At 40.2% G+C, this 24369-nt stretch carries 12 protein-coding genes; 1 reads left to right on the top strand and 11 read right to left on the bottom strand.

Annotated features, from left to right (window positions below):
* Nucleotides 1-55: 55 nt before the first annotated feature.
* On the top strand, nucleotides 56-568 hold the full coding sequence (locus tag ABMA78_RS09910; protein ID WP_392859620.1) for a DUF2391 family protein: 513 nt from the start codon (nucleotides 56-58) through the stop codon (nucleotides 566-568).
* Here the strand turns inward: ABMA78_RS09910 and ABMA78_RS09905 are convergent, their stop codons facing one another.
* The 11 genes from ABMA78_RS09905 to ABMA78_RS09855 all read right to left on the bottom strand — a co-directional run bounded on the left by ABMA78_RS09905 (nucleotide 569) and on the right by ABMA78_RS09855 (nucleotide 24322).
* A complete protein-coding gene (locus ABMA78_RS09905) occupies nucleotides 569-1045 on the bottom strand; it encodes a hypothetical protein (protein ID WP_392859617.1) in 477 nt (158 codons plus the stop codon).
* Nucleotides 1038-4154 (bottom strand): efflux RND transporter permease subunit, encoded by a 3117-nt coding sequence (locus tag ABMA78_RS09900; RefSeq protein WP_392859615.1) that lies wholly within the window; start codon nucleotides 4152-4154, stop codon nucleotides 1038-1040. The genes ABMA78_RS09905 and ABMA78_RS09900 overlap by 8 nt, the downstream gene beginning before the upstream one ends.
* The gene (locus ABMA78_RS09895) at nucleotides 4147-5526 is read right to left on the bottom strand and encodes an efflux RND transporter periplasmic adaptor subunit (protein WP_392859614.1); all 1380 of its coding nucleotides are present in this window, start codon (nucleotides 5524-5526) and stop codon (nucleotides 4147-4149) included. Before ABMA78_RS09895 ends, ABMA78_RS09900 begins: the two co-directional genes overlap by 8 nt.
* A complete protein-coding gene (locus ABMA78_RS09890; RefSeq protein ID WP_392859612.1) occupies nucleotides 5519-6727 on the bottom strand; it encodes a TolC family protein in 1209 nt (402 codons plus the stop codon). The genes ABMA78_RS09895 and ABMA78_RS09890 overlap by 8 nt, the downstream gene beginning before the upstream one ends.
* 8 nt (nucleotides 6728-6735) lie before the next feature.
* Nucleotides 6736-7017 (bottom strand): metal-sensitive transcriptional regulator, encoded by a 282-nt coding sequence (locus ABMA78_RS09885; protein WP_021267828.1) that lies wholly within the window; start codon nucleotides 7015-7017, stop codon nucleotides 6736-6738.
* Nucleotides 7014-9212, bottom strand: a complete 2199-nt coding sequence (locus ABMA78_RS09880) for a heavy metal translocating P-type ATPase (protein ID WP_392859609.1) — start codon at nucleotides 9210-9212, stop codon at nucleotides 7014-7016. The genes ABMA78_RS09885 and ABMA78_RS09880 overlap by 4 nt, the downstream gene beginning before the upstream one ends.
* A gap of 8 nt (nucleotides 9213-9220) precedes the next feature.
* On the bottom strand, nucleotides 9221-9445 hold the full coding sequence (locus tag ABMA78_RS09875; RefSeq protein WP_392859607.1) for a heavy-metal-associated domain-containing protein: 225 nt from the start codon (nucleotides 9443-9445) through the stop codon (nucleotides 9221-9223).
* Nucleotides 9446-9614: 169 nt separating this feature from the next.
* Nucleotides 9615-10031: a hypothetical protein gene (locus ABMA78_RS09870; RefSeq protein ID WP_392859604.1), complete on the bottom strand. Its 417-nt coding sequence runs from the start codon at nucleotides 10029-10031 to the stop codon at nucleotides 9615-9617.
* Between the two features lie 146 nt (nucleotides 10032-10177).
* Nucleotides 10178-16786 (bottom strand): tail fiber domain-containing protein, encoded by a 6609-nt coding sequence (locus tag ABMA78_RS09865; protein WP_392859602.1) that lies wholly within the window; start codon nucleotides 16784-16786, stop codon nucleotides 10178-10180.
* Nucleotides 16787-16935: 149 nt separating this feature from the next.
* Nucleotides 16936-22722, bottom strand: a complete 5787-nt coding sequence (locus tag ABMA78_RS09860) for a tail fiber domain-containing protein (RefSeq protein ID WP_392859600.1) — start codon at nucleotides 22720-22722, stop codon at nucleotides 16936-16938.
* Nucleotides 22723-22849: 127 nt separating this feature from the next.
* Complete coding sequence (locus ABMA78_RS09855; protein ID WP_392859598.1) at nucleotides 22850-24322, bottom strand: hypothetical protein; 1473 nt, start codon at nucleotides 24320-24322, stop codon at nucleotides 22850-22852.
* Between the last annotated feature and the right edge of the window lie 47 nt (nucleotides 24323-24369).

Genomic DNA, 24369 nt, shown 5'->3' with positions numbered 1-24369 from the left:
GATTATTCGGGCCTTTTTTTTTGCTTAAAATTCAAAACCTCACTATAATTTCAGTATGGATGTTTTTAAAGGTTTAAAGAATACACATACTGAGATCAAACGAATCAATGGTTATCTGAAAGAAGTCGTTACCTTCTTAGATGATACTGGAAAACCCATTGGCCATGTTATCAACCCTCTTATGGTTGAGCTTCGATTACGCGATGTTTCACAGATATTTGTGGGGGCCTTTCTTGTCGCTTCGCCACTGTGCTTTACTGAAGAAGTCTGGAACCTAAGTGTTTCTCTAAAGTTTGATAATATCTACTACCTACTAGCATCTTCAATTGTTATCGTGACGTGTTTTGTCTACTTTAACTTCTATCGTTTTAAGCTTAAGGGGAATATTGCTGAATTCGTTAAGAGGATTATTGCGATTTACTTAATCACAACTTCGAGTGTTGTTTTCATTCTATTCTTGATTGATAAATTCCCTGTCATGACCGACCCAGTACTTGCTTTTAAACGCACAGTCATTATTGCATTTCCAAGCATCTTTGGAGCGGCCATCACAGATTATTTAAAGTAATTAGAACTTAGTATCTTTTTGTCCGCAGTGAGGCATATTTGAAGCATATGGATTGTGAACTTTGTCCTGTTTTGACGAGTTTTGTACCCACTTCTTCTTTACCATTGGACATGAGTAAGCGTTATACTTCTCCCCTACATCATACGTATTAATGATATGAATAAGGGCCATTGAAACAAGATGGTAGTTCTGGTTATTATCAGCAGTTGAATTTGATGCCTTAATCTCAGAAAGCTTAGTTTTTGAGAAAGTTAAAAGCTTTTTGATTTTTTCATCGCTAATCTTATCAATTGCATTGGCAAGATCTTTTGCAGCTTTCTCAACCTTTGCACCATCGTAATCAAAGAAGCTTGCATGAAGGCCCTCATTTAGCTCAAGAACTTTTACAACTTCTTTCTTAGTGTTTTGTGCCATCTCAATACGTCCAGCGGCAAATAAATTAAAAGCAATCATACTTACAATAATAAATTTATTCATGTGTTTCTCCTTTAAGGTTCTTTTGTTCAAAATATGAATATGTAATAGGCACAACAAATAGTGTAATTAATTCGACGAGCATCCCTCCAAGCGTAGGAATCGCCATTGGTTTCATCACTTCACTTCCTGTACTTGTCGACCACATAATTGGAACTAAGGCCACTACTGTTGTCGTAGTCGTCATAACAAGAGGTCTAATACGTCTTGAACCAGCATTGACAATAACTTCCTTGAGTTCCCCCCAATTACTTGGCTTAATTGATTTAAACTCCTCTTGCAGATAAGTCATCATCACGACCCCATCATCGACAGCGATACCGAATAGAGCAATGAAACCAACCCATACAGCAACAGAAGTATTGAATCCTCCAATCCATAAAAGGATTAGACCACCTGCAAATGCAATTGGAACAGCACTGAAGACAATGGCCGCATTACGAAGGTTTTTAATACCAAAGTAGATAATGATTAAATTAATAACGAGTGCTAATGGCACAAGAAGCATTAGGCGATTATTTGAGCGAACCTGATTTTCATATTGTCCGGCCCAAACAAGAGAGTATCCCTTAGGTAACTCGACCTTTTCTTCGACGGCCTTCTTAGCTTCTTCAACAAAGCCGATAAGGTCACGATCTTGAACATTTAAAAGAACAAGTGAGCGTAACATCCCATCCTCAGACTGAATCATTGCAGGGCCTGTCACAACTTCGATCTTTGCAAGCTGCTCTAATGGAATATGTTGTCCAAGAGGACTTGGTACAAGAACTTTTTTAAGCTCATCAACACGGTCTCTTAGCTCTTTCTTATAACGAACACGTATTGGAAAACGCTGTCTCCCATCGTAGAATTGACCAATTGTCATTCCCCCAACCGCAGTTTGGAGAATCTTATTAATTGTTCCCGTATTAATTCCGTAACGACTCGCGGCCACACGATCAATATCAAATTCAATATAAGGCTTACCAGTGATTTGCTGAGCATAGACACCACTTGCCCCTTTTATTCCCTCGAGAACGTGACCGATCTCTTGCCCTATTTTTTCTAGTTTCTCAAGATTATCACCAAAGACCTTTACACCAATTTGTGTTTTGATCCCAGTCGAGATCATGGCGATACGATTTTCAATTGGAAATAGCCACGCATTAACGAGTCCAGGTACTTGAAGCTGTTGATCAAGCTCGGCCATGATATCATAAATAGAAGTTCCACTAGGCCATTCATCTTGCGGAACAAGCTTAATCACTGTTTCAAACATGGCAACAGGCGCTGGGTCTAATGCAGTTTCAGCTCGTCCCAGTTTACCAATAGCACTTGCCACAAGCGGATGCTTAACGAGCTCCTTATCTGTATACGCCAAGAGTTCACGTGCCTTTGTCATTCCAACATCAGCTGTTGTTACAGGCATATAAAGGATTTCCCCCTCATTTAAAGAAGGCATAAATTCCTTACCAAGTTGAGAGTATGCAATACCACCAAGAATAAAAATTAGAGTTGGGAAGATCGCAAAGATCTTACGATTTTCAAGCATCCATCTTAGAACTGGCTGATAAGTATTTACTATTTTTAAACTTACAGGATTCTTCTCAATTGGTTTCAGCTTTCCTTTTAAAAAGAAAACACTTAAGGCCGGAACTAGAATGATTGCCACAACTACTGAACCAAACATTGCCAAGGTCTTTGCCCAAGCAAGTGGTCCAAAGAGCTTCCCTTCACTTCCCTCGAGTCCAAAAACAGGAAGGAATGTCACAATAGTCGTTGCAACTGCTGTTAAAATCGCAGGTCCAACCTCACGGGCCGCCTTCACAACGATCTCAACACGTTCAGACTTTGAGAGATCACGATCTTCATTAGCAAGACTAGAGTAGATATTCTCAGTCATGATAATACCCATATCGACCATTGAACCGATGGCAATAACAAGACCTGATAAACTCATAACATTAGAATCAATGCCAATGAATTTCATAAGAATAAAACTAATCCCAACACCAAATGGAAGTGTTAACGAAACAAGGATCGACGACTTAAAGTGTAGTAAGAAAAGAAGGATCACAATAACAGTGATAAAGATCTCTTGTGCAAGAGCGGAGTAAACTGTTCCAATCGTTCTCTCAATAACTTCAGTTCGGTCATAGAAAGGACTGAACACAACCCCTTTTGGAAGTCCTGCCTTAACAATATTAATTTTTTCTTTTACATTATCAATAACTTCTTTAGGGTTTTCACCAAAGCGCATGGTAACAATTCCACCAACGGCCTCTGTTCCATCCTTATCAAGGGCCCCACGACGAAATGCTGGCCCTGTCCCAACACTTGCCATATCTTTGATACGAATTGGAGTCTTATTCTTAACGGCCACAACAACATTTTCAATATCGGCCAGAGACTTAAAGAATCCTTTCCCACGTACAATGAATTCGCGGTCACCATCTTCAATAACTTCGGCCCCAACATCGATATTACTATCTTGAATTGCTTGAATGATTGCCGTTAAGTGAATATCGTAGGCAATAAGTTTATTAGGGTCGACATCAATTTGATACTCTTTAACGAAACCACCAATACTAGCAACTTCACTAACCCCCTCAACACTTTGCAGAAGATAGCGAACATAGAAGTCCTGAAGAGTTCTTAGCTCTTCTAATGAAAGTGGTTTGTCGCTATCAGGAGCATTATCAAGAGTATACATATACACTTGTCCAAGTCCTGTAGCATCTGGGCCCATTGCCGGATTTACACCATCTGGGAGTTCGTTCTTAGCACTTGTAAGCTTTTCCAAAACACGTGATCTTGACCAATAGAAATCAACTTCATCATTAAAGATTACATATATTGTAGAAAATCCGAAAGCAGACGTTCCGCGAATATTCTTAACACCCGGAATCCCCTGTAGCATGACACTCAACGGATAAGTAATTTGCTCTTCAATATCTTTTGGAGAACGACCTGCCCAATTAGTAAAAACGATTTGCTGGTTTTCACCAATATCAGGGATCGCATCAATTCGAGCAGTTGATAAGCTAAATACAGAAAGTAGTGCAACTAGGATAAAGAGAAGAACTACTGTTACGCGATTTCGAATAGATAATTCAATAATATTCTTAATCATTAGTATGCCCTTGATGAGGGTCAGATGTATTCATATCCTCATATCCACCAAATAGTTGTGCTTGTGCATCAAGAAGGAAGTTACCTTCAATAACAACTTGATCACCATCTTTAAGCCCTGCTTTAACTTCAACATAACCTTCCGACTCATGACCAGTCTTAATAACGATAGACTTAAATTCTTTATCACTCACCTTAACCCAGGCAACTTTTCTCTTACCTGTATCGATAACAGCAGAGCGAGGTATAACAAGAGGCATTCCCTCTAATTCAAATGTAATTTGAGCATTTGCAACCATACCAGGCTTAAGCTTCCCTTCTTCATTTTTGATCGTCGCACGTACTTTTAATGTACGAGATTGTTGATCTAGGACAGGGCTCACAAAATCAATCTCACCTGTTGTTGTTTTCCCAGGTATTGCAATAAATTCTAGTTCAACTTTTTGTCCTAGCTGCACAAGAGCAGAGTCTTGCTCGTATACATCTAGCTCTACCCAAACATCACTTAAGTTTGAGAGCTCAAAGAAGTTTTGCCCTTCTTTAAAGTATGTACCAACAGTTGCACTTCTCTTTTGCACAATACCTGTTGCAGGTGAAAAGATTGTGATCTTATTTGGAACCGTCCCCTTCTTGGCCCAAGCTTCGTATTGTTCTTTCTTGATTCCCCAAAGCTCTAGCCTCTCCTGACTTTGCTTATAAAGATCACGAAATTCACGGCCTCTGTTCCTCAGGTAAGTCTTACGAGCAAGAATATACTCCTCACCTGCAGAAATTAATTTTGGACTATAGATATCAACAACAGGATCACCAGTTTTCACAAAACTCCCTGTTGATTTGACATAGACCTTTTCCACTCGTCCATCGATGCGAGCAGGGATATTACTCTCTTTCTCTTCTGACTGAAGGACTTGACCAAGAAGTCTAATCTTCTTTGTCATCTTCATCGTCGTGACAGGAAAGTATGAAGGTGAAAAATGTTTTAACTGAGACTTTCTAAGCTTCACACTAGCGACAACCTTGGCAGCATTTTCTTTTCGTGTGTTAACTTTAACCATTGGAGTTCCATCCATTGGACATACGTCTTCTTTTTCACTTGTTACATCTGGAAAATCTGCACAACGCCAAAGCTCCTTCTCTGGCTCTGTTTGTGTCATTGTCGAGTGATCATGGTCATCCTCGACTTCAACCTTTGTCAGGTTCATATGACAGATTGGACATTTCCCAGGCTTATCCTCTTTAATTTGAGGGTGCATCGAGCATGTATAGTATGTTTTCACCTTAGATTCGCTTTGTGTACTCACATCTTCCTTTGGTGAGCACGCAACAAACCCAAGAAGAGTTGAGAATGCAATAATTTTAAGTAACTTATTCATAGAGAGACTCTCCAAGAGTATATTTATAATCAACCTTAGAAGTTGCTAATTGAGCTTCTAACATCACCTTTTTTAATAATATTGTTTGTAGTCTTAATTCACTTTGTAAGAGTTCAACGTAAGAACTATTCCCACGGCCATATGATTTTGAAGTAATCAAACGTGAGTTCTTTGCAAAATTCACAGATTTTTTCGTAATGATTTCTAATTCAGATTTTAATTTTTCGATATTATCTTGAATGATATTTAAATCACGACTCTTTTTAAGTTTATAATCCTCAAGCTTTTTAGTCGCAGCATAGCGATTGGCCACGGCCGCTCCCTTAGCGCCTCTCTTGTCATCTGAGACAGGGATTGGAAACGTGATCTGAGCACCGACAAAATCACCATTATTGTCGATTTCATCTGATCGAAATGTATAACCAAGAGAAACAGTGATATCTGGGATATAAGCAAGACTTGCTTGTTCGACAGCAAACTCTCCAGCGATCTTTCCTTCTTCAAGTGCCTTTAAACGGTTATCCTTAATCACTTCTTCATTCTTGGTTTTTTCTAATAAACGCCAAGGAACGCTTTTGTAATCGAAGCGTGCTGCTTGATCACCTAGTAAGTATTCAAGCTGGGCCTTATTCTGTTTTAGCTCAAATGTTTTATTACTAAACTCACTTTCAATTTCTGACTTTCTAATTTGAATATCAAGTAGGGCCTGTTGAGTGATTCGTCCATTAGAGTAAAGCTTCTTGCTAACCTTTAGGATATTATTAATCCAAGCAAGGTTTTCTTTGAGGATATAGAGTTCATTTTCAATTTTTCGATTTCCAATAACATTTCCCCACAACGCCTTAACCAATGCCTGCTCATAATCTAGTGCCGAATAATTCATCGCTCTTGCTTGAGCATTGACGCTTTCAGATGCCTTTCCATACTTATTTGAAAGGGCAATCTTTTGAGAAATTCCAAGCTCTAGCCCCGTCATTGGAGTTTGGTTATAATCCAATGTTTCAACAGGAAAGTTCTTTGCAGCAACTTTAAACATTGGGTCACCCCAAGAGCTTTTCTGTTTTGAAGATTCAACAAGAGACTTAGCACTCCCTTTAATTGCTTCAACACTATTATGTTTACTCAACTGCCCTACTGCCTGTTTAAAAGAAAAGGCCATTGAGCATGTGGAAATGAAAGTAACTAAAGCTAATTTAAGCATAATAAAACCTACGACTTTGCTGATTTTTTTAAAAGTTCCATAATCTCACTGATTTTCTCTTCAGAATCTTTTTCTGAGCCAGACTTTATGGCCTTCATGACACAGCTATTTAGGTGAGATTCTAGAATCACGTGTTCAAGGCCTTTAAGAGCACTTCTAATCGATTTGATCTGAGTCAGAATATCCACACAGTACTTGCCATCTTCAATCATATTCTTAATGCCACGTACTTGCCCTTCAATGCGATTGACTCTTGTTAGAGTAGCTTTGTGATCTGGGTGTTTACTCATATTAACTTCCTTATTCTTAAACTATTTGAAACGACTGAAATACTACTTAATCCCATGGCCACACTTGCAAGAACTGGAGGCATTGTTGGACCTCCAAAAATAACAAGGACACCGGCCGCAACAGGTATAAGTAGAGTGTTATAAATCATTGATAAAAAGAGGTTTTGCTTGATGATCTTCATTGTCCCTTTAGCAAGTTCAATGAATTCTACGGCCTTTGCGATATCCCCTTTAACAATTGTCACATCTGATGCACTAATCGCAACATCTGTTCCTGTTCCCATCGCCATTGACAAGTCTGCTTTAGCAAGCGCAGGAGCATCGTTAATTCCATCACCAATCATGGCGACTTTTCGGCCTTCTTTTTGTAAGCGCTCAATTTGTGATGCCTTCCCAAGAGGAAGAGCTCTCGCGATAAAGTGGTCGACACCAACCTCTTCGCTTACACTCTTAGCGACAATTTCATTGTCACCTGTAATCATCCAAGTCTCAATTCCCAGTGACTTAAAGTGATCAATTGCCTCTTTTGCACTAGGTTTAATCTCATCACCAACAATAAGAGTTGCGACGTGCTCTTTATTTCGAGCAACAAAAATATAACTTCCTACTTTCTCTGACTCTAAATCAATATCTCTTTTGATACGTAAGTCATCTAATAAGGATTCATTTCCAATATGATATTCAAGATCATCAATCTCAGCGATAATTCCTTTCCCCTTAATAACTTCAAAGCTATCTGGTTCGCTTAACTCAGCACCCTCTTCATTTGCATAATTAAGAACTGCTTTTGCGAGTGGGTGTTCAGAGAATTGTTCAATTGATGCAAGATGAGTAAGTACCATCTTACTATCTTCACCCTCTTTATAAAGAGAATCGATTACTGAAGGACGGCCAAAAGTAATCGTTCCTGTTTTATCAAAAATCACCGTGTCAATTTCAACCGCTTTTTCAATAACTTCACCACCACCAATAAGGAGACCTTTTAAAGATGCTCGACCTGTTGAAACAACAACTGCCGTTGGAGTCGCAAGCCCAAGAGCACAAGGACAAGCAATAACAAGTACTGCAATAAAGTTCGAAATCGAGTTCCCCCACCTTGGTTCTCCTCCATAGAAGTACCAAGCAAGAAAAGTCACAACAGCTATAACAATAACCACTGGAGTGAAGACTCCACTAATCTTATCTGCATATTTTTGAATATTTGGTTTAGAAGACTGGGCCTCTTCAACGAACTTAATAATTTGTGAAAGGAAAGTATCACTACCAACTTTTGTGGCCTTATAATCAATAACGTGATCTCCATTGATTGTTCCAGCAAAGACTTGCTCTCCTGCACCTTTCTTAACAGGTAGAGGTTCTCCCGAGATCATTGATTCATCAATGGCACTACTACCTTTGATAATCTTTCCATCAACTGCAAATTTTTCACCAGGACGAACTCTAAGAGTATCACCGGCCTCTACTTCACTAATGGCAACTTCAACAAATGAGTCCCCCTTTAGAATCGTTGCTTTCTTTGCCGATAATTTAAAGAGATCATTTAGAGCTTCTTTTGTTTTCTTCTTCGCTCTTTCTTCAAAATACTGTCCAAGGAAGACAAAAGAAGTAATGAAGCCAACGGCCTCAAAATACACTCTCGTCGTCAATCCAAGATCACGACTTAGATCTGTAAAAAGAGTGATAAAAACACTATAAAGGAATGCTGCTGTTGTCCCAAGCCCAATAAGAGTATTCATATTGGAACGACCACTTCTTAGAAATTGTAGAAGTGAGCGTTGGAACTTTAAACCAATCCATGCCCAAATAGGTGTCGTTAAAATTAACTGAATATACCAATTGGCCTTTTTTGAAGGCCATCCCTTAAGAGGTCCCATCTCAAACATAAAGACCGCAATCGCAAGACTCATTCCGATAACAAACTTATGAAAATTATCCTTTTCAATAGATTTGGCCGGTTCTGAATCACTTAGTTCTTCCTCTTCAGATTGGATTGTATAACCAAGTTCAACGATTTTATTTTCAATATCATCTAAGACACTCTTATTCTCAAATTCAAAGTGTCCACTTTCAATTGCATAATTTACACTTGAAAGTTTAACACCATCAATTTTTGAAACTTCATTTTCAATTGAAGCTGCACAACTAGCACAGCTCATACCTGAAATTTTTAAGTTTACACTATTTTGTGTTTCCACTCAGTCTCCTAAGCCTCAAGTTTTTTCATGCTTGTTACAGGAAATCCGATTTCCCCTAGCATTGACTTGATTTGCATATTTGAAAAACCTTGCTCTCCACTAACAAGAACTTCTTGGTTTTCGATATCAACATTTATATTTGTCACTCCTGAAAGATCCTTTAGTTGTTTTTCAACTTTACCTACACATCCTCCACACTTAATTCCACTGACAACAAATTTAACTGTTTTCACTTCATCTCTCCTCTCTATGAATAACAAAACCATATACCCCTATAGGGTATACTAGAATATTACGCCCCTCCTAAAAATAAAGCAATTAAAGATTTGTTAATTGACATAGAAATGACAAAGGCCCTAAAAAGAGGGCCCTAAGTACTTGAATTAATTTATGATGAGATATTTATTTCTTATTTGGCAGCTTTGGCCCAACAAAGCGGTCATCATTATAGACCATATCAACACTTGAAGGGCCGCGTACCTCTTCCACGCTCTTATGTGCTATTAGGGCCACGATCATATCATCAGGCTTCATTTGGTCAAAGATATGGCCAACAATAGACTTTCTCAGCTTTTCATCATCCTCACAACAGATAAGCTCCCTAATACTAGGAGAAACAGCTTCACTTATTTTAGCTTGGATAACGGTTTCCTCCTGAATGGGACCCACAAAGTCTTGGCCATACTCCTGAACTTCTAAGCAGCGAATCTGTGCAACTTCGCTACAACGTAATAAGCTATCAAGTTGAGAACCTTGGGCGAAGCCAATTGTTGAATATATTAGTGCAAAATAGAGAATTGCGAATTTTAATAAGATCATGCTCCCTCCTGGCCAACGTACTACTAATAAAGTTAGCAAGATGATCAATAATCTATATTGTAGCCTTCTTTTGAAAATCAATAAGATAAGATTCTAAACTACTGAAATCACGATAGTGATGTTAACACCTTAACAATAATTTTTGACTAGTTTTTCGGGCAAAGTGGCATATCAGGGTCCTTCTGACAAAGGTAGGCCTTAAGAACCTCATTCTCTTCTTTAAGTGTTTCAACCTGCTCCTCTAAAGAGGCCACACGACGAGAAATCCCTTCTTGCATAAGGTTTAGCATGCGCTTATTTTCATCAAGCTGAGTCTGTTGCTCTTTTGTTGCATTGATAAGAGCAAGAAAGATTGGATCGTTATCGACAGTTAGATAATCATCAGTTGTTTTTCTAACAGCTTCTGGAATTACCTTCTGAATATCCTGAGCAATAAAACCAGAGTGCTCCCTTTCATTGAGAATACCAAGAGCGTTATTATCTTTATAACGATACTTAATTGTATCAATGGCCATAATAGCATCTAGGCCATAAGTGAATTCACCTGTTAAATCTTTTAGACGAGCATCTGAATAAGTTGCCCATGAACCACCACCTGGCTTCGCGGCCGTTCCGTTAACCACAAGTCTTTCTCCATTAAGAGCAAGATGAGTACCTGGATCAAGTCCAATACCTACCCCACGATAATTTGTATCAGTCCCAATATCTGGTTGAAGATGGAGTGTTGAAAAATTTGTCCCATAAACGTCTACTGATGAATGTCTAGCAAGAATCCAAGAACGTCTTGCATTAAGGGTACCAGCGACTCCTATTTCTAAACCATTATTATGATTAGTAAATTTTGCGACAACATCACCATGAGTTGTATCAGTTGGCCATGTTGTCGAAGTTGATTGGCCATGTACTCTTAATGGTGCATCAGCAGACTTTGTTCCGACTCCAACATAACCCTGCTCGTTTGCGTGAATGGCAATTTTTCCTGCTGTATCTTCAGGACGTCCTGTAACAACATTGAAGCTTAATGCGTGAGATTGAAGCTCTGTTACAGTTAAGTCATTTCCTGTTGATGATAAATTCGTCCACGAGTTAATATTGGTCTTTGCTTCAATCACAACAACCAAAGGGAAAGCAGAAGATAAACCGCATGATGCAGATGCCTTTATGGCACGAACTCTAAATTGCGGACTGTTACCATTACCATTTACGTCGAGAGTAAAACACTTGCCATTACTACCATACCCTGCTTCGGAACGATGAAGAATTTCTTGCCAAGGCGAATCATCTGAATGCCCTGTCGCAAATTCATAAAGATGACTTTCCGTCCAATTCCCACGAGTTCCAGAAATGTTAACCGACCATCCAGTCGCGGCACCTGCTGCAATAGGAGCGGCTTGAACAACTTCGATATAATCACCTTCGGCCCAACCGTCTGCAAAAGTAATTGTTTCGACATAGCGCTGCTTACCTAAGATTTGGCCATCAACTCTTAAGTCACCCGCAACATGTAACTTATCAGTTGGAGCTGTCGTTCCAATCCCAACATTACCAATGGCCGGATTTAAAAGAAGGTCGTGTACTGCTGCACCCGAAGATTGAGTTTGAATAATCTTCTTTCCGGCAGAATCGATATAAACATCAAGGTACTCATCATTTGTCCCATCACTATTCTTATCAGCAATTAGTCGAATACCTTCATAATTATCAGCGACTCCACTTTGCTGAATTGAAAGACGAGCAGAAGGAGCAGTCGTTCCCATTCCAATCTTTCCTGACTCATCAATATAAAGGTCAGGATCGTTGTCACCAAAAGTTGCAGTATTGGCCTTAAAAGCTAAAGCTTTACTCTGCCCTGACTGAATAAGTCCTGCACCATTACCACTATTAAGGCTTACATCAAGGCCCATGTATAAACCTTGATTATTATCTCTAATAGAGATGTACTTATCATCTAAACTACTATCTCCAAAAATTGCAACGTTACCATCAGTCCCAACATCTAAAGTTGTACGAGCTGTTGTTTTCCCCATTGCAATATTTCCACTTGCATCCTCTTCAATTAAGCGTCGCCAATTATTCCAAGTAGTATTTGAGCCATAACGATGAAATAAATTACCATTTGTCGTAAAACCAAGTTGATGAGACGGGCCACCTGACCAATCAGAAGCGCTACCGTAGCTTCTAAATGTCATAACACCATTATAGGCACCACCATCACTTAGGCCATTCGTAACATTTCTTTTGAAGTCATAAACGACACCACTATCAATCGTCTCAGGAGTTGTCACATCATCACGAGTGTCTGTAGAGTCAATTCTCCCTCTAAACTCAGCTCCCTTTACAACACCAGAAACATCTAGCGCAACTTCAGGAGTCGTCGTTCCAATCCCCACATTTCCAGTGGAATCTATAGTCATCTTTACATCCGATGACGTCGTTCCATTAGTTGTAAACTGCATAGCACCACCACTTGTCACAATGGCATTTGATGATGTGGGATCCTTCAATTCAATTCTAGCTACAGCATCTGTACTCTCAACAACAAGTGGAATATTTGACGTTGACTGCACATGAAGAGGTTGTATTGGGCTATTCGTTCCTATACCGACATTACCACCTAATAAATATGAACTCCCTCCCGATGATATAACTGAACCAAGTGTACCAGTGGAGTCATAAAGATTTAACTGTCCATTATTTGTCACCCCTAGATCACCTAAAAGAGCATTTAAAACTCCGCCCCTTGTCACTCTTAAAACAGGAGCATCACTCTTTTCAAGATGTAAGAGACCTACTGGATTTGTTGTTCCAATACCAACTTTACCATGCCTAAACACGGCCGTTGGTGCTGCCGTAAAATCATCATTTTCAGTAACAGATCCTTTTGTTGAATAAACCGAGACAACACCAGAGTCAATAAAGTCACCAGCGTTTGTATTACCACCAATCGTAATGCCTGCTCCAGACATAGTAGCATGAGTTTGACTCACCTCTAGGTCGTGCCCAGCTCCTGTTTCTGAAATTCTTAAATTCGAACCAATAAGAAGGTTAGCATGATTATTTGATTGAATATTTGAGTATTCACCTTCACCATTTGTACCAGAAATAATAACATTTCCTTCGTCACCTTTAACGTGTAAATCACCTAATGGAGACGCTGTTCCAATACCAACTTTTCCAACACTCTCTGCAAGGATGACATCACCATCACCTTGTAAAATCATCGAACTTCCTGCACCAGCATCAGAAACGTCAAAAGTTGCATTCCCGCTATCCATTGCAACAACAAGATGCTCATTTGTTCCACCTTGGTCAGTATCTGTTAACCTGAACGTAGGTGCTGTTGAAGCAATATTTAAAAGAGCACCTGGAGTACTTGTTCCGATTCCAACATTACCTGAGTTATCAACTGTCATCTTAGTTGTGCCACCAGTTTCAAAATTAATAGCACCAGTTCCGTTGACATCAGTATCAGCAGAGATTGTATTATCTGCGATATTAGAAGATGATGATGAGTTAACACCAGTTAAGCTTGAACCATCACCAATAAATGCCGTGGCCTTTACGTTTCCACTAACTTCTAATTTTTCACTTGGAGTTGTTGTTCCAACTCCAACGCTTCCATTATCTGCGATAATAAGTTGCGAACCAAGTTGCACGTCTGTTAGAGTCGTATAATCCGTCGTTGTTGTAAAATCAACCCACTTCCCTCTAAGCGCAACGTGCTGTCCGTGAGACTTACCTTCTGTCGCGGTTAAAAAGAAAACTGTTGTTCCAGGAGCTGAATCCAAATTTGAATACCTAAGTTTTATTCCTATATCAGTTGTAGAACCTGAAAGAACTTTGATAGCTGTCGTATTTATACCACCGTTATTCTTTACAGTGATTCCATAAGTAACAATAGCTAAATCTTGGCCGTCACTAATTGTGATCTCGGCCCATGACTCACCACCGTTAGTCATATTAGCTGTTTTAAAAATAAAGTTATCTGTTCCATTAATCATTGGACGCCAACTATAGGCCTTATGATAAACACCATTAATTCTAGCTACTCCATTTACTTCAAGAGGTACACTTGGACTTGCTGTACCAATTCCAACATTGCCACCAGTGTATGAAATATCACTTCCACTAGTCGCCCACTGAGTCGCGCGATCATCAACATAAGTCTTTATCGAACTAACCGATGGAGCTTGACCCATTTCTGTACCGGCCATTGAATTGATAACAAGATTTGAATTTGCTGCAATCGAAGTTGAATGAGCATTTAATTGCCCTTGAACTTTTCCAAATGCTTCTAAGATTGTATCAGTTGCCGCAACACTTGAAGCGGCACCAGTTGAGAAGCCAGTTAAAGCAACATCAACTGCAGGGTTATAATTAATAATTGAATCCGCAAGCTTATCTCCTGCTCCAACTTGTGCTATCTTGCCGTTTGTTGTCCCCACATCAACCGCAAGAGTTCCAGTTGAAGTAATGGTTCCACCTGTAAGGCCTGTTCCTGCTGCAACAGAAGTTACCGTTCCGCCACTTCCAGTAGGCCATGATGTACGACAATCACCACCAATACAAAGCTCTGTCCCTTTTACTCTTCCGACAACTTCAAGCATTTCAGATGGGTTTGTTGTTCCAATACCAACATTACCGTTACTACTTATTCGCATGACTTCATCACTAGCAGTGATACCGTTGCTAAAAATAATACCACTCGTATCAAGTTTTATTCGGCGGGAGTTATCCCCAAGCTTGATATAACCTTCATTTGTGCTACTGGTAATGCCTCCGACCTCAAGTCCATTAATTCTTGCGTGGGCATAGCCCGTTGAATTAGAAGCAGAAAAGGGAACATAATTGCCCGAAGAATTATAAGTAATGGCCCCTGAAGAGTTTAGACCACCAGCGGTAATTACACCATTAACAGTGAGCGGGCTTATTGGCGAAGTTGTTCCAATACCAACTCGTCCGCTATCAAAGTAGATATCACTTGCAGAATTTGTCCACTGAGATTGATTAACACCAGCAATTTCAGTTGTGACATAATTTTTCATGGCATCCACTGAAGCCGCTTGCCCAGTCTCATTACCTGCCGTCGAGTTAATAACTAGAGTTGAATTTCCAGCAATCGAAGTTGCGTGAGCATCAAGTTGCCCCTGAACTTTAGCAAATGCCTGTAAGATTGTATCTGTTGCCACGACACTTGATGCCGCTCCAGTTGAAAAACCAGTAAGTGCGACATCAATGGCAGGGTTATAATTAATAATTGAATCCGCTAGTTTATCCCCTGCTCCAACTTGAGCAATTTTGCCATTGGTTGTTCCCACATCAACAGCAAGAGTTCCTGAAGAAGTAATCGTTCCACCTGTAAGTCCTGTGCCACCAGTTACAGATGTAACTGTTCCAGCATTTCCAGTTGGCCAAGCTGTGCGACAGTCGGCCCCAATACAAACTCCTGTTGCTTTGATATTGCCATCAACATCTAATTTTTGCGTTGGCGCTAAAACACCAATACCTACTCGCCCAGCATTTGTTACTGCTAAACTTTCAATTTGAGTTGCATCCACATCACTTACAATTCTTAGTGAGTGATAGGCATTATTAACACCTTCGTTTGCAATGAGAAGACCCGACATATTAGAAAGATTTGTAAGACTTGAGATATCAGCATCAGTTGCACCAAAGCGCATGACACTTAAGTCATTGGCAGAACCCACAACATGTAATGGACCCATCGGAGTATTTGTTCCAACACCAACATAGCCAGTGTTAAAATAAATATCCAGTCCAGAATCTGTCCACTGCGAAGATGTGATCCCTCCAGTCTGTGAAGTCACATAAGTTTTAACAGCATTTACAGAAGGAGCAATTGTCGTTTGCACCCCACTCATATCATCAATTACTTTCGCATCTGCAATTGCCCCGGCCGTTGTATCAACATAAGTCTTAACAATATTCTCTGTCGCAACAGCAGAAGTCGTTCCAAGAGGGCCAGCACTATTAACAGTTAGGCCAACATCATTTGGAGTTGCCCCTGTCTTGTTAATCTTTGACCAAGAAATCGCTGCGTTCGTATTGATATCAGCATCCACAATTAAGTTATCTTGAATATCACTTGCCGTTGTTGAAGGTGGTGTTGTTGAACCACCAGTCACTCGTCCATAATCATCAACTGTTACAGAATAATATGTATCCCCTGTCACAACAGTTGGAAGACCAATCACTCCCGCATTATTCACAAGAGTTGAGTCAACAGCAACTGCTGCTGTTTGATCCACACACTCAAGTTCATTTGAAGCATTTACTGATACAACTTGTCCAGGAGAGCAAGTAGCTGCGACAACTAAATTTTCTGCCACCGCTGCGTGATTGGCGTAAACTGAAATTGGAGTCGCTAGAATATTTTGAAAGTCATAGACAACTGGATTCATTGCATCCGTTATGTCTGTTACCTGAATCACTAAAGTTTCATTTGTTGGGATACCATCGATCACTGTAGCAATACCTGAAAAGTCTAACTCGACAGTATAGATTCCGTTTGAAAGTGGAACCGCATTGATTGTCTCAGTTCCCCTATTAACTCCAATCGAGCCAGAGTAATAGAGATCAAATTTAAGATCAGGAGTTCCTGTTACCGGTGTGCCATTTGTTTGCACAAGACGGCCAGAGTAACCAAGCTTAGTCGTCGATGCAATAGCACTTAGGTTTAAGAATAGCCCTAAACAAATTGCTAAAATAAATGTTAATTTTCGACTAACGTACAACCAAGATCCCCTGTTAATACAGTGGCTTATCGTCAGTATAGAATGGTTTCGTTAAGATCAATAATTAAATGTCATTTAGAGGACTTATCTGCCGGTGGTGATTCTAAGTAGCCTAAATTCGCCTTGATTTTGGGCCAATCAAATAATTATTACTGTCCACAAAAAGGAGCTTCAGGGTCTTTTGAACATAGATAATCTTTAAGCATCTTATTTTCGGCCTTAATCTCAGCATTCTCTTCTTTAAGGCTTGCTATTTCTCGACTATTTTCATCTACTTTTGTTTCAATTCCACTACTCATGAAATTAAACATCTTCTTATTATCTTCAATCATATGATTTAGATCTTGAAGGGCATTGATAATATAAGGAGTAAACTCTCCTTGATTAAGAGTTAAGTATTCCCCATCCTCTCTTTGTGTATCAACAGTTACTGCATGAGGAATTGCCTCTTGTACTTCTTGTGCTATAAATCCGTAATTAATCTTTTCGCTTTCATCCGCATTCCAAACATAAGTACGTGGACGAAGCTTCATGATCACATCAATACCATCTTTGAAATCTTCAATATCATGCTTAAGTCTTCGATCTGAAGAACATGTGAAAGTTGCAGAACCTCCGGCCTTTTCACAAGCTGATCCAGTCCCTGAATATGTTCTAATACGTCCATCAGCGTAATTAATAGCATAGGCATCAGAAGAACAAGAGCCTTCACAGCCTGCACCAACCCAACCAGTCGCTCCAATATTCCCAGTAACATGAAGTGCATTTGTAGGGGCCGTCATTCCAATCCCAACATTTCCATCCCAAATGAATGTATTGGTATTTAGATCCATATAACCAGAAACTTTATCTGCATCTGTTTCAACAAAAGTTATCTGAGCATCAGACTCAATACTCATGGCATTATCATAAGGAAGAGATGGACCTAGTCCAGTTTTTGACTTTTGTCCCAAGAGATGTGGGTAGATCGCATACTTATCAGTTGTTGAAGTTAGATTATATCCAAGAGCATAATCAGAAGCCGTTGATATATTTCCAGCAGCGACATTTATTGCATTAGTATGTATAGCGTTTTGTGAGAATGTTGTAACGCTTGTGACATCTGTATCATAGACAAGTCTTAATTGCTCTACTCCTGTAGCATTATACGCGTAACCAGTAAAAGTTGCGTTATACATCGTCGAGTTATCAGGAATAGCAAGAGCAACATACTTTACGCCACTATAAGTAACATAAGCAAGATAAGTGTATTCACCATAGTTGATGATATTTCCTCGACAGCTATCATACGCACAGGCCGTATTAACTTGTGCTGAAACTTTTCGATTCCATGCAGCCGTTCCACCTCGCCTTAAATTAATCTCACCATTTACATAGTGCTCGTCTAAGAGAGCTCCATCATAGGCACGGTGAAGAAGAATATAATTTATCCCTGTTGAGTTTTCTGTTTGCGAGTATCCGTCAATCTTGCGATTAACGTGGTAATGCTTACCATTTTCATAAACATGTAAACGAGATGATGGAGTGCTTGTCCCAATTCCGACATTCGCCGTTTGACGACTTATACTGATAGCATTGGTATCACTTGCTGTTAAAAGGTCGGCCGTTTCATGGACACCAATGTGAAGATAGTCTGGCCCCGTTCCGTCATAGTGAATATATCCACCTTGGAAAGTATTATTAGGCTCAGCAAAGCGAATACGACCAGCTTCAAATTGATTACTCACATCTCCAGCAAGAGTTAGAGTTGGCCCATTAGTGACATGATCAGCTCCTCTTACCGTAAGTTTTGAAATTGGTTCAGACGAACCAACACCAATCTTACCATCATTTGCAATGATCATTCTTGTTTGTTCTGAAAGAGAGCCATTTGTTACGGTTTTAAAATCAAGATCAGTTCCTCTTGTCGTTGGAGTCCAGTTTTCTGAAGCTCGCCCAGAAATTCCCGCAAGCGCAGTTGTGGCCCAACTTGATCCATCATAGCCAGTAAAAGAAATTCGTCCTACTTCCTCATTATCTGAAGGAGCAACCTCTGCACCAATACTTCCCTTAGCACCACGTAAGAGTAAGTGAGAAGGATTACCAGAAACGCGGTCAAAGAAGACAGGCTCTGTTCCGAATGTATGAATCTGACCTAGAGGTGCATTCGTCCCGATACCTACTCGCCCGGTACTTTCAACAATTAATCCAGTTGTACTATTCCAAGGAGCAGTTCCAAATGTCATATAAAGTTTCTGTTGAGTTGTTGCACTTCCTAGTAGCCCAAAACCTGCAAGCCCATTACTAGTAGAATCAACACTTCCATCTGGTGTATAGTGCATACCACGGGCCCAACTACCTGCCGTTACCGGTCTTTGTAAAGTAAGGTATCCACCTTTTAAAGTCATACTTCCATTTACTTCAAATTTATCAATCGGTGATGCTGTTCCAATCCCAACTTTTCCAGTGTTATAGTAAATATCACTTCCCGAAGTCGACCATTGAGTCGCTCTTGCATCCACATAATTTTTAACAGCACTCACTGATGGCGCCTGAGTTGTTTCACTACCGGCCGTCGAGTTAACAACTGCCGCAGTTTGCGCGCGAGTATTTGTAAAATATAAGTTACCGGCTTCGGCCACATCATCTGTGTCCAGACCTGTAATTGAAGTAAATTGAGCATTGAGCTGTGCTTGAAGCTTTCCGTAAGCATCAACAATTGAATCGGTTGGCGCAAGAACTGAATTTGTCCCTACAGCGTAACCAGTAAGAGGTGTGCCCATAACATTGGAAGCTGGCACACGCCCACTTGCATCTAGTCTTAATAATTCATTGGCTCCATTTGCCGTATTGATAGCAAGGCCAACATCATTCGTATTTGCCGTAAGTGTAATATCACTTGAACTTGTTAGACCTTTAAAGACTAAGTCTGTTCCTGTCTTTGTTTTATAAAGAGAAGTTCCTCCAGCACTAGATGCAGTATTCACCTCACCAGCACCAGAGATAGCAGCGGCCAAACAACCAGCTCCATCAATACAAATATCATTCGTGGCCGTTACATTGATATTTCCATCTACTGTTAGTTTCTGAGTGGCCGTTGTTCCGATACCAACATTACCTGTGGCATCTGCTGTTACAATCTCTTGCCAATCTTTAAAGTCTCCAGTGTTATCACTGTGACGAATAAAGGCACGTGGGTCCTCAGTGTTATTTGCTTTAATGTGAAGTTGAGCAACAGCACCACTTGCAACACCGCTTTGCATATTAAGTGTCGCCCCACTCTCTCCAGGAGTTGGAGAACCAGTTGTTGAAGTATTGGCACGATATAAACCAGCAGGAAGAGCATTGCTATCAAGAGAGTTTGAGGCCGGAAGACTCAATCCAATATTATTGGCCGAAACAATTCCACTCACCTCTAATTCTGTTGTTGGAGAATTAGTCCCAATCCCCACACTACCTTGGAAGTAGTTCTTATAAGCTGCTCCAACTTGGTAAAGTCCAAAACGATTGGTCACAGTTCCACCTGCTCCACTATCGTTACCAATATGAAGATCATAAGCATTTGTCACTGTACCTGAACGATTATAATTTGTGACCTTGATCCCATATGCATCAGTTGTAACCGGGTTTGCTGTACCATCAAAGCTATGATGTCCGTAAGCAACGTTAGATGCTGTTTGCACAGCTAAAGTTCCATTATCTCCGCTTACACCTGCGTTTCTTAGGGCCTGAGTCAATTGTCCTACTTGCATACCTGAAGAAGTCACTCCGGAATCAATTTGAGTCGTATTAATAACATAAGATCCACGAGAAGAGTAAGCTCCATTCGTATCAATCGAATGAACAGTCTGAGAATAAAGTCCCGACTCATCGACATTTGCGTTATTTGTCAGTGTATCTGTTACATGTAACTTCGTGCGTGGAGAAGCTGTTCCAATCCCCACCATACCTGTTGAATAATAAATATCACTTGCCGACGTTGTCCATTGTGTTGAGTTAGCAGCAATTGAAGTTGCTTGAGAATTAAGTTGTGCTTGCACTTTTCCAAAGGCCTCTAACACAGTATCAGTCGCTGCAACTGTTGAAGCTGCTCCAGTAGAGAAGCCTGTTAGTGCAACATCAATGGCAGGATTATAATTAATAATTGAATCTGCTAACTTATCGCCTGCTCCAACTTGAGCAATCTTGCCATTTGTCGTTCCCACGTCAACCGCAAGAGTTCCAGTTGATGTAATCGTTCCACCTGTCAGACCTGTTCCACCAGTAACAGAAGTTACTGCAGCTGCAATGGAAGTAGCATGAGCATCAAGTTGTCCCTGGATTTTTCCAAAGGCCTGCAAAATTGTATCAGTAGCAACAACGCTTGAAGCGGCTCCCGTTGTGTAACCAGTTAAGGCAACATCAAGGGCCGGATTATAGTTAATAATTGAATCAGCTAATTTATCCCCAGCTCCAACTTGAGCAATCTTGCCATTCGTTGTCCCCACATCAACTGCAAGAGTTCCCGAAGAAGTGATCGTTCCACCTGTAAGGCCTGCTCCACCAGTTACTGACGTCACAGTTCCAGCATTTCCAGTTGGCCAAGAAGTTCGACAGTCGGCCCCAATACAAAGCCCTGTCCCTTTAACATAACCTGCTACATCTAATTTTTGAGTTGGTACTAAAACACCAACCCCTACTCGTCCAGCATTAGTTACAGCAAGACTTTCAATATCTGTTCCATCAATATCACTTACAATTCTAAAGCTATGATAGCTATTTGAAACACCTTCAGAAGCAATGAGAAGACCTGCCATATTTGCATAATCTGTAATAGCGGCAACATCAGCATCAGTCGCACCAAAGCGCATTGTGTTGACGTCGTTTGCTCCTCCAGTGATATGTAGCGGTCCTGTTGGAGAATTTGTTCCGATCCCAACATGCCCAGTATTAAAATAAATGTCGAGTCCTGAATCTGTCCATTGAGAAGATGTAATAGCACCTGTTTGAGCTGTTACATAATTTTTTACTGAATCAACAGAAGGTGCAATTGTTGTCTGCACGCCACTCATATCGTTAATGACTTTTGCATCAGCAATTGCCGTTGCCGTTGTATCAACATAAGTTTTAACAACATTCTCAGTTGCAATAGCAGAAGTCGTTCCGAGAGGGCCAGCACTATTAATAGTTAGACCAACATCACTTGGAGTTGCCCCAGTCTTATCAATCTTAGACCACGCAATTGCTGCACTCGTATTGATATCAGCATCAACAATTAAATTATCTTGAATATCATTTGCTGTTGTTGAAGGTGGTGTTGTATTACCACTCTTCACACGTCCCTGCGCATCCACAACAACAGAATAGTAAGTTGTATTATCAGTCACAAGACTTGGTAATCCTATGACACCCGCATTATTAACAAGAGTTGAATCAACAGCTACTGCTGCGGTTTGATCCACGCATTCAAATTCATTTGATGCATTTATAGAAACGACCTGTCCAGTCGAACAAGCGCCAGTAAAATCAACGCTATCAGGAGTGATCGCATCATTTGCAATAGTCTCGGCAAGGGCCGCGTGGTTGGCATAAACCGCAATTGGAGTTGCTAAGATATTTTGAAAGTCATAGACAACTGGATTTCCCACATCAGTTATATCTGTTACTTGAATAACGAGAGTCTCAGAAGCTGGAATAGCATCAATCACTGCTGCAATACCTGCAAAGTCTAGCTCGACAGTGTAGATTCCATTTGAAAGTGGAACAGCATTGATTGTCTCAGTTCCCCTACTTACTCCAGTAGAGCCGGAATAATAGAGATCAAATTTAAGATCAGGAGTTCCTGTAACCGGTGTGCCATTTGTTTGCACAAGGCGGCCAGAGTAGCCTAGCTTAGTCGTCGACGCAAATATTCCAGTGCTTAAGAATAGACTTAAGCTTAGAGCTAAAATAAATGTTAATTTTCGACTAACGTACAACTAACTTCCTCTGTTAATACAGTGGCATATCGACATTTTAGTCCAATTGATTAAATGAAAGAAATTTAATGACTTGGAGAGGAAGAATTTGCGTAAGCTTAAGAAAGCCGCCAATAATTTGAGTTACTTATTGATGTGTTAAAGTATAGAGACCTTGTTTATTTGAGGTAATCCCTTGCTCATTGCTTAGCTGACCTGAATTAGAAGTATTTGGAGTAGCCTGAAAGTGTCCATAACCAACAAAGCCACCGTAAGTTGTGCGAACTCCAGAAATAACAGAAGTTGCTCCCGTCCCCGTAAAGGCAGCAATGGCAAAATCCTTAACAACAACATTTTGCACCTGGCATGAAACGATTCCTAGATTGCGATCTTCGATAACTGTTGCAATAAAGTTATCTCCTATAACAAAATCTGTAATTCCTATTAATTGATCAATCTGTTGGGTTGCAGGATCTAGTCCTGATACATCAACATCTGTCGCAATTGATGAAAAACCTGAAACGTTATAATCATGATAAATCTGATCACATGTCCAGTTAAGGCCACCTGCTCCAGGATTTGTGCCTTTAAAATTAATCTGATGATAGTAGTAATTTGATTTCCCAAAGTCAGCGGACTGAGTGTAATTCGAGACAGAGTTAAACGTTGTCTGCGCGTAGACCTTTGGAAAGGTCACCATTAAGTCTGGCGGAGTTGAGTCAATATGATAAGTAAACTCGGCCACTTCAGTTGAGCTTGTCGTACTCATCGATTCAGCAAAGTATGATAGGCCATACTCTCCATCCACTGTACCGACAGCAATAGGCCCAGAGTAAATTGTTGGAGATGAGACAGGATCACAAAATCCCCCACCTGATTGTAAACAATATGAAATCCTAGAGTTCTCACTACAAGTGATTGTTACATTAATTGTAGATGAATACATCCCTTCAGCACGATCCACAGAACATGTCACAGGAGTAATCACTGGATCATTTGAGCTTCCGCTTCCACTTGGAGTTGTTGTTGATGATGAATTTGAGTCATCCGAATTTTCAGTTGTTGTCGTCGATGAGCCACTCTTAACACCAAGGTCATCATTTGATATTGAAGCAACGGAATTAGAAGTCGTTGATCCATCACCAGAACCACTATCAGAAGAGAAATTATTTGTCCCAGAGCTATCGCCACCAGGGCCGCCAGCATCTCCACCACTACCAGAGGGGCCAGCATATGAGCCACCAGCAGAAATACTTCCACGGCCACTACCACCACCTAAATTTCCTTCGTAACTTGAGCCATCTAATTGCTGAGCTTCATAGGCAGGGTCTCTCACAACCTTGCCGCCTACATTCACACGTGATTCTTCATTCTTTCTTTTTCGTGTAGGAAATTGTCGACTGATCTCTTCTTCAAATGAAGAAGGTCTACGCTTAGGTCGCCCAAATTCATCGACCTCTTGCCCTTCGATTCTCTCTTGTGCATCAAGAGACTCAGAAAGCATTTTATCTTCTGGAGAAGTTGATGATTCAGGAGCGAGGAAGCTAAAATAAGAAACAACTGCAGCTAAAGCTCCAGCACCAAATATATTTCTTAAAAGTGAGCGAAATTCTGAACTCAAAGTAACACCTTCCCCTACTCTTCTTATCGGTTAATTTTAATATATCT

The sequence above is a fragment of the Halobacteriovorax sp. RZ-2 genome, from assembly GCF_043196685.1.
Classification (GTDB): domain Bacteria; phylum Bdellovibrionota; class Bacteriovoracia; order Bacteriovoracales; family Bacteriovoracaceae; genus Halobacteriovorax_A.
Note: the sequence above shows the minus strand (reverse complement) of the source record. Positions and strands in the feature narration are given on the sequence as shown.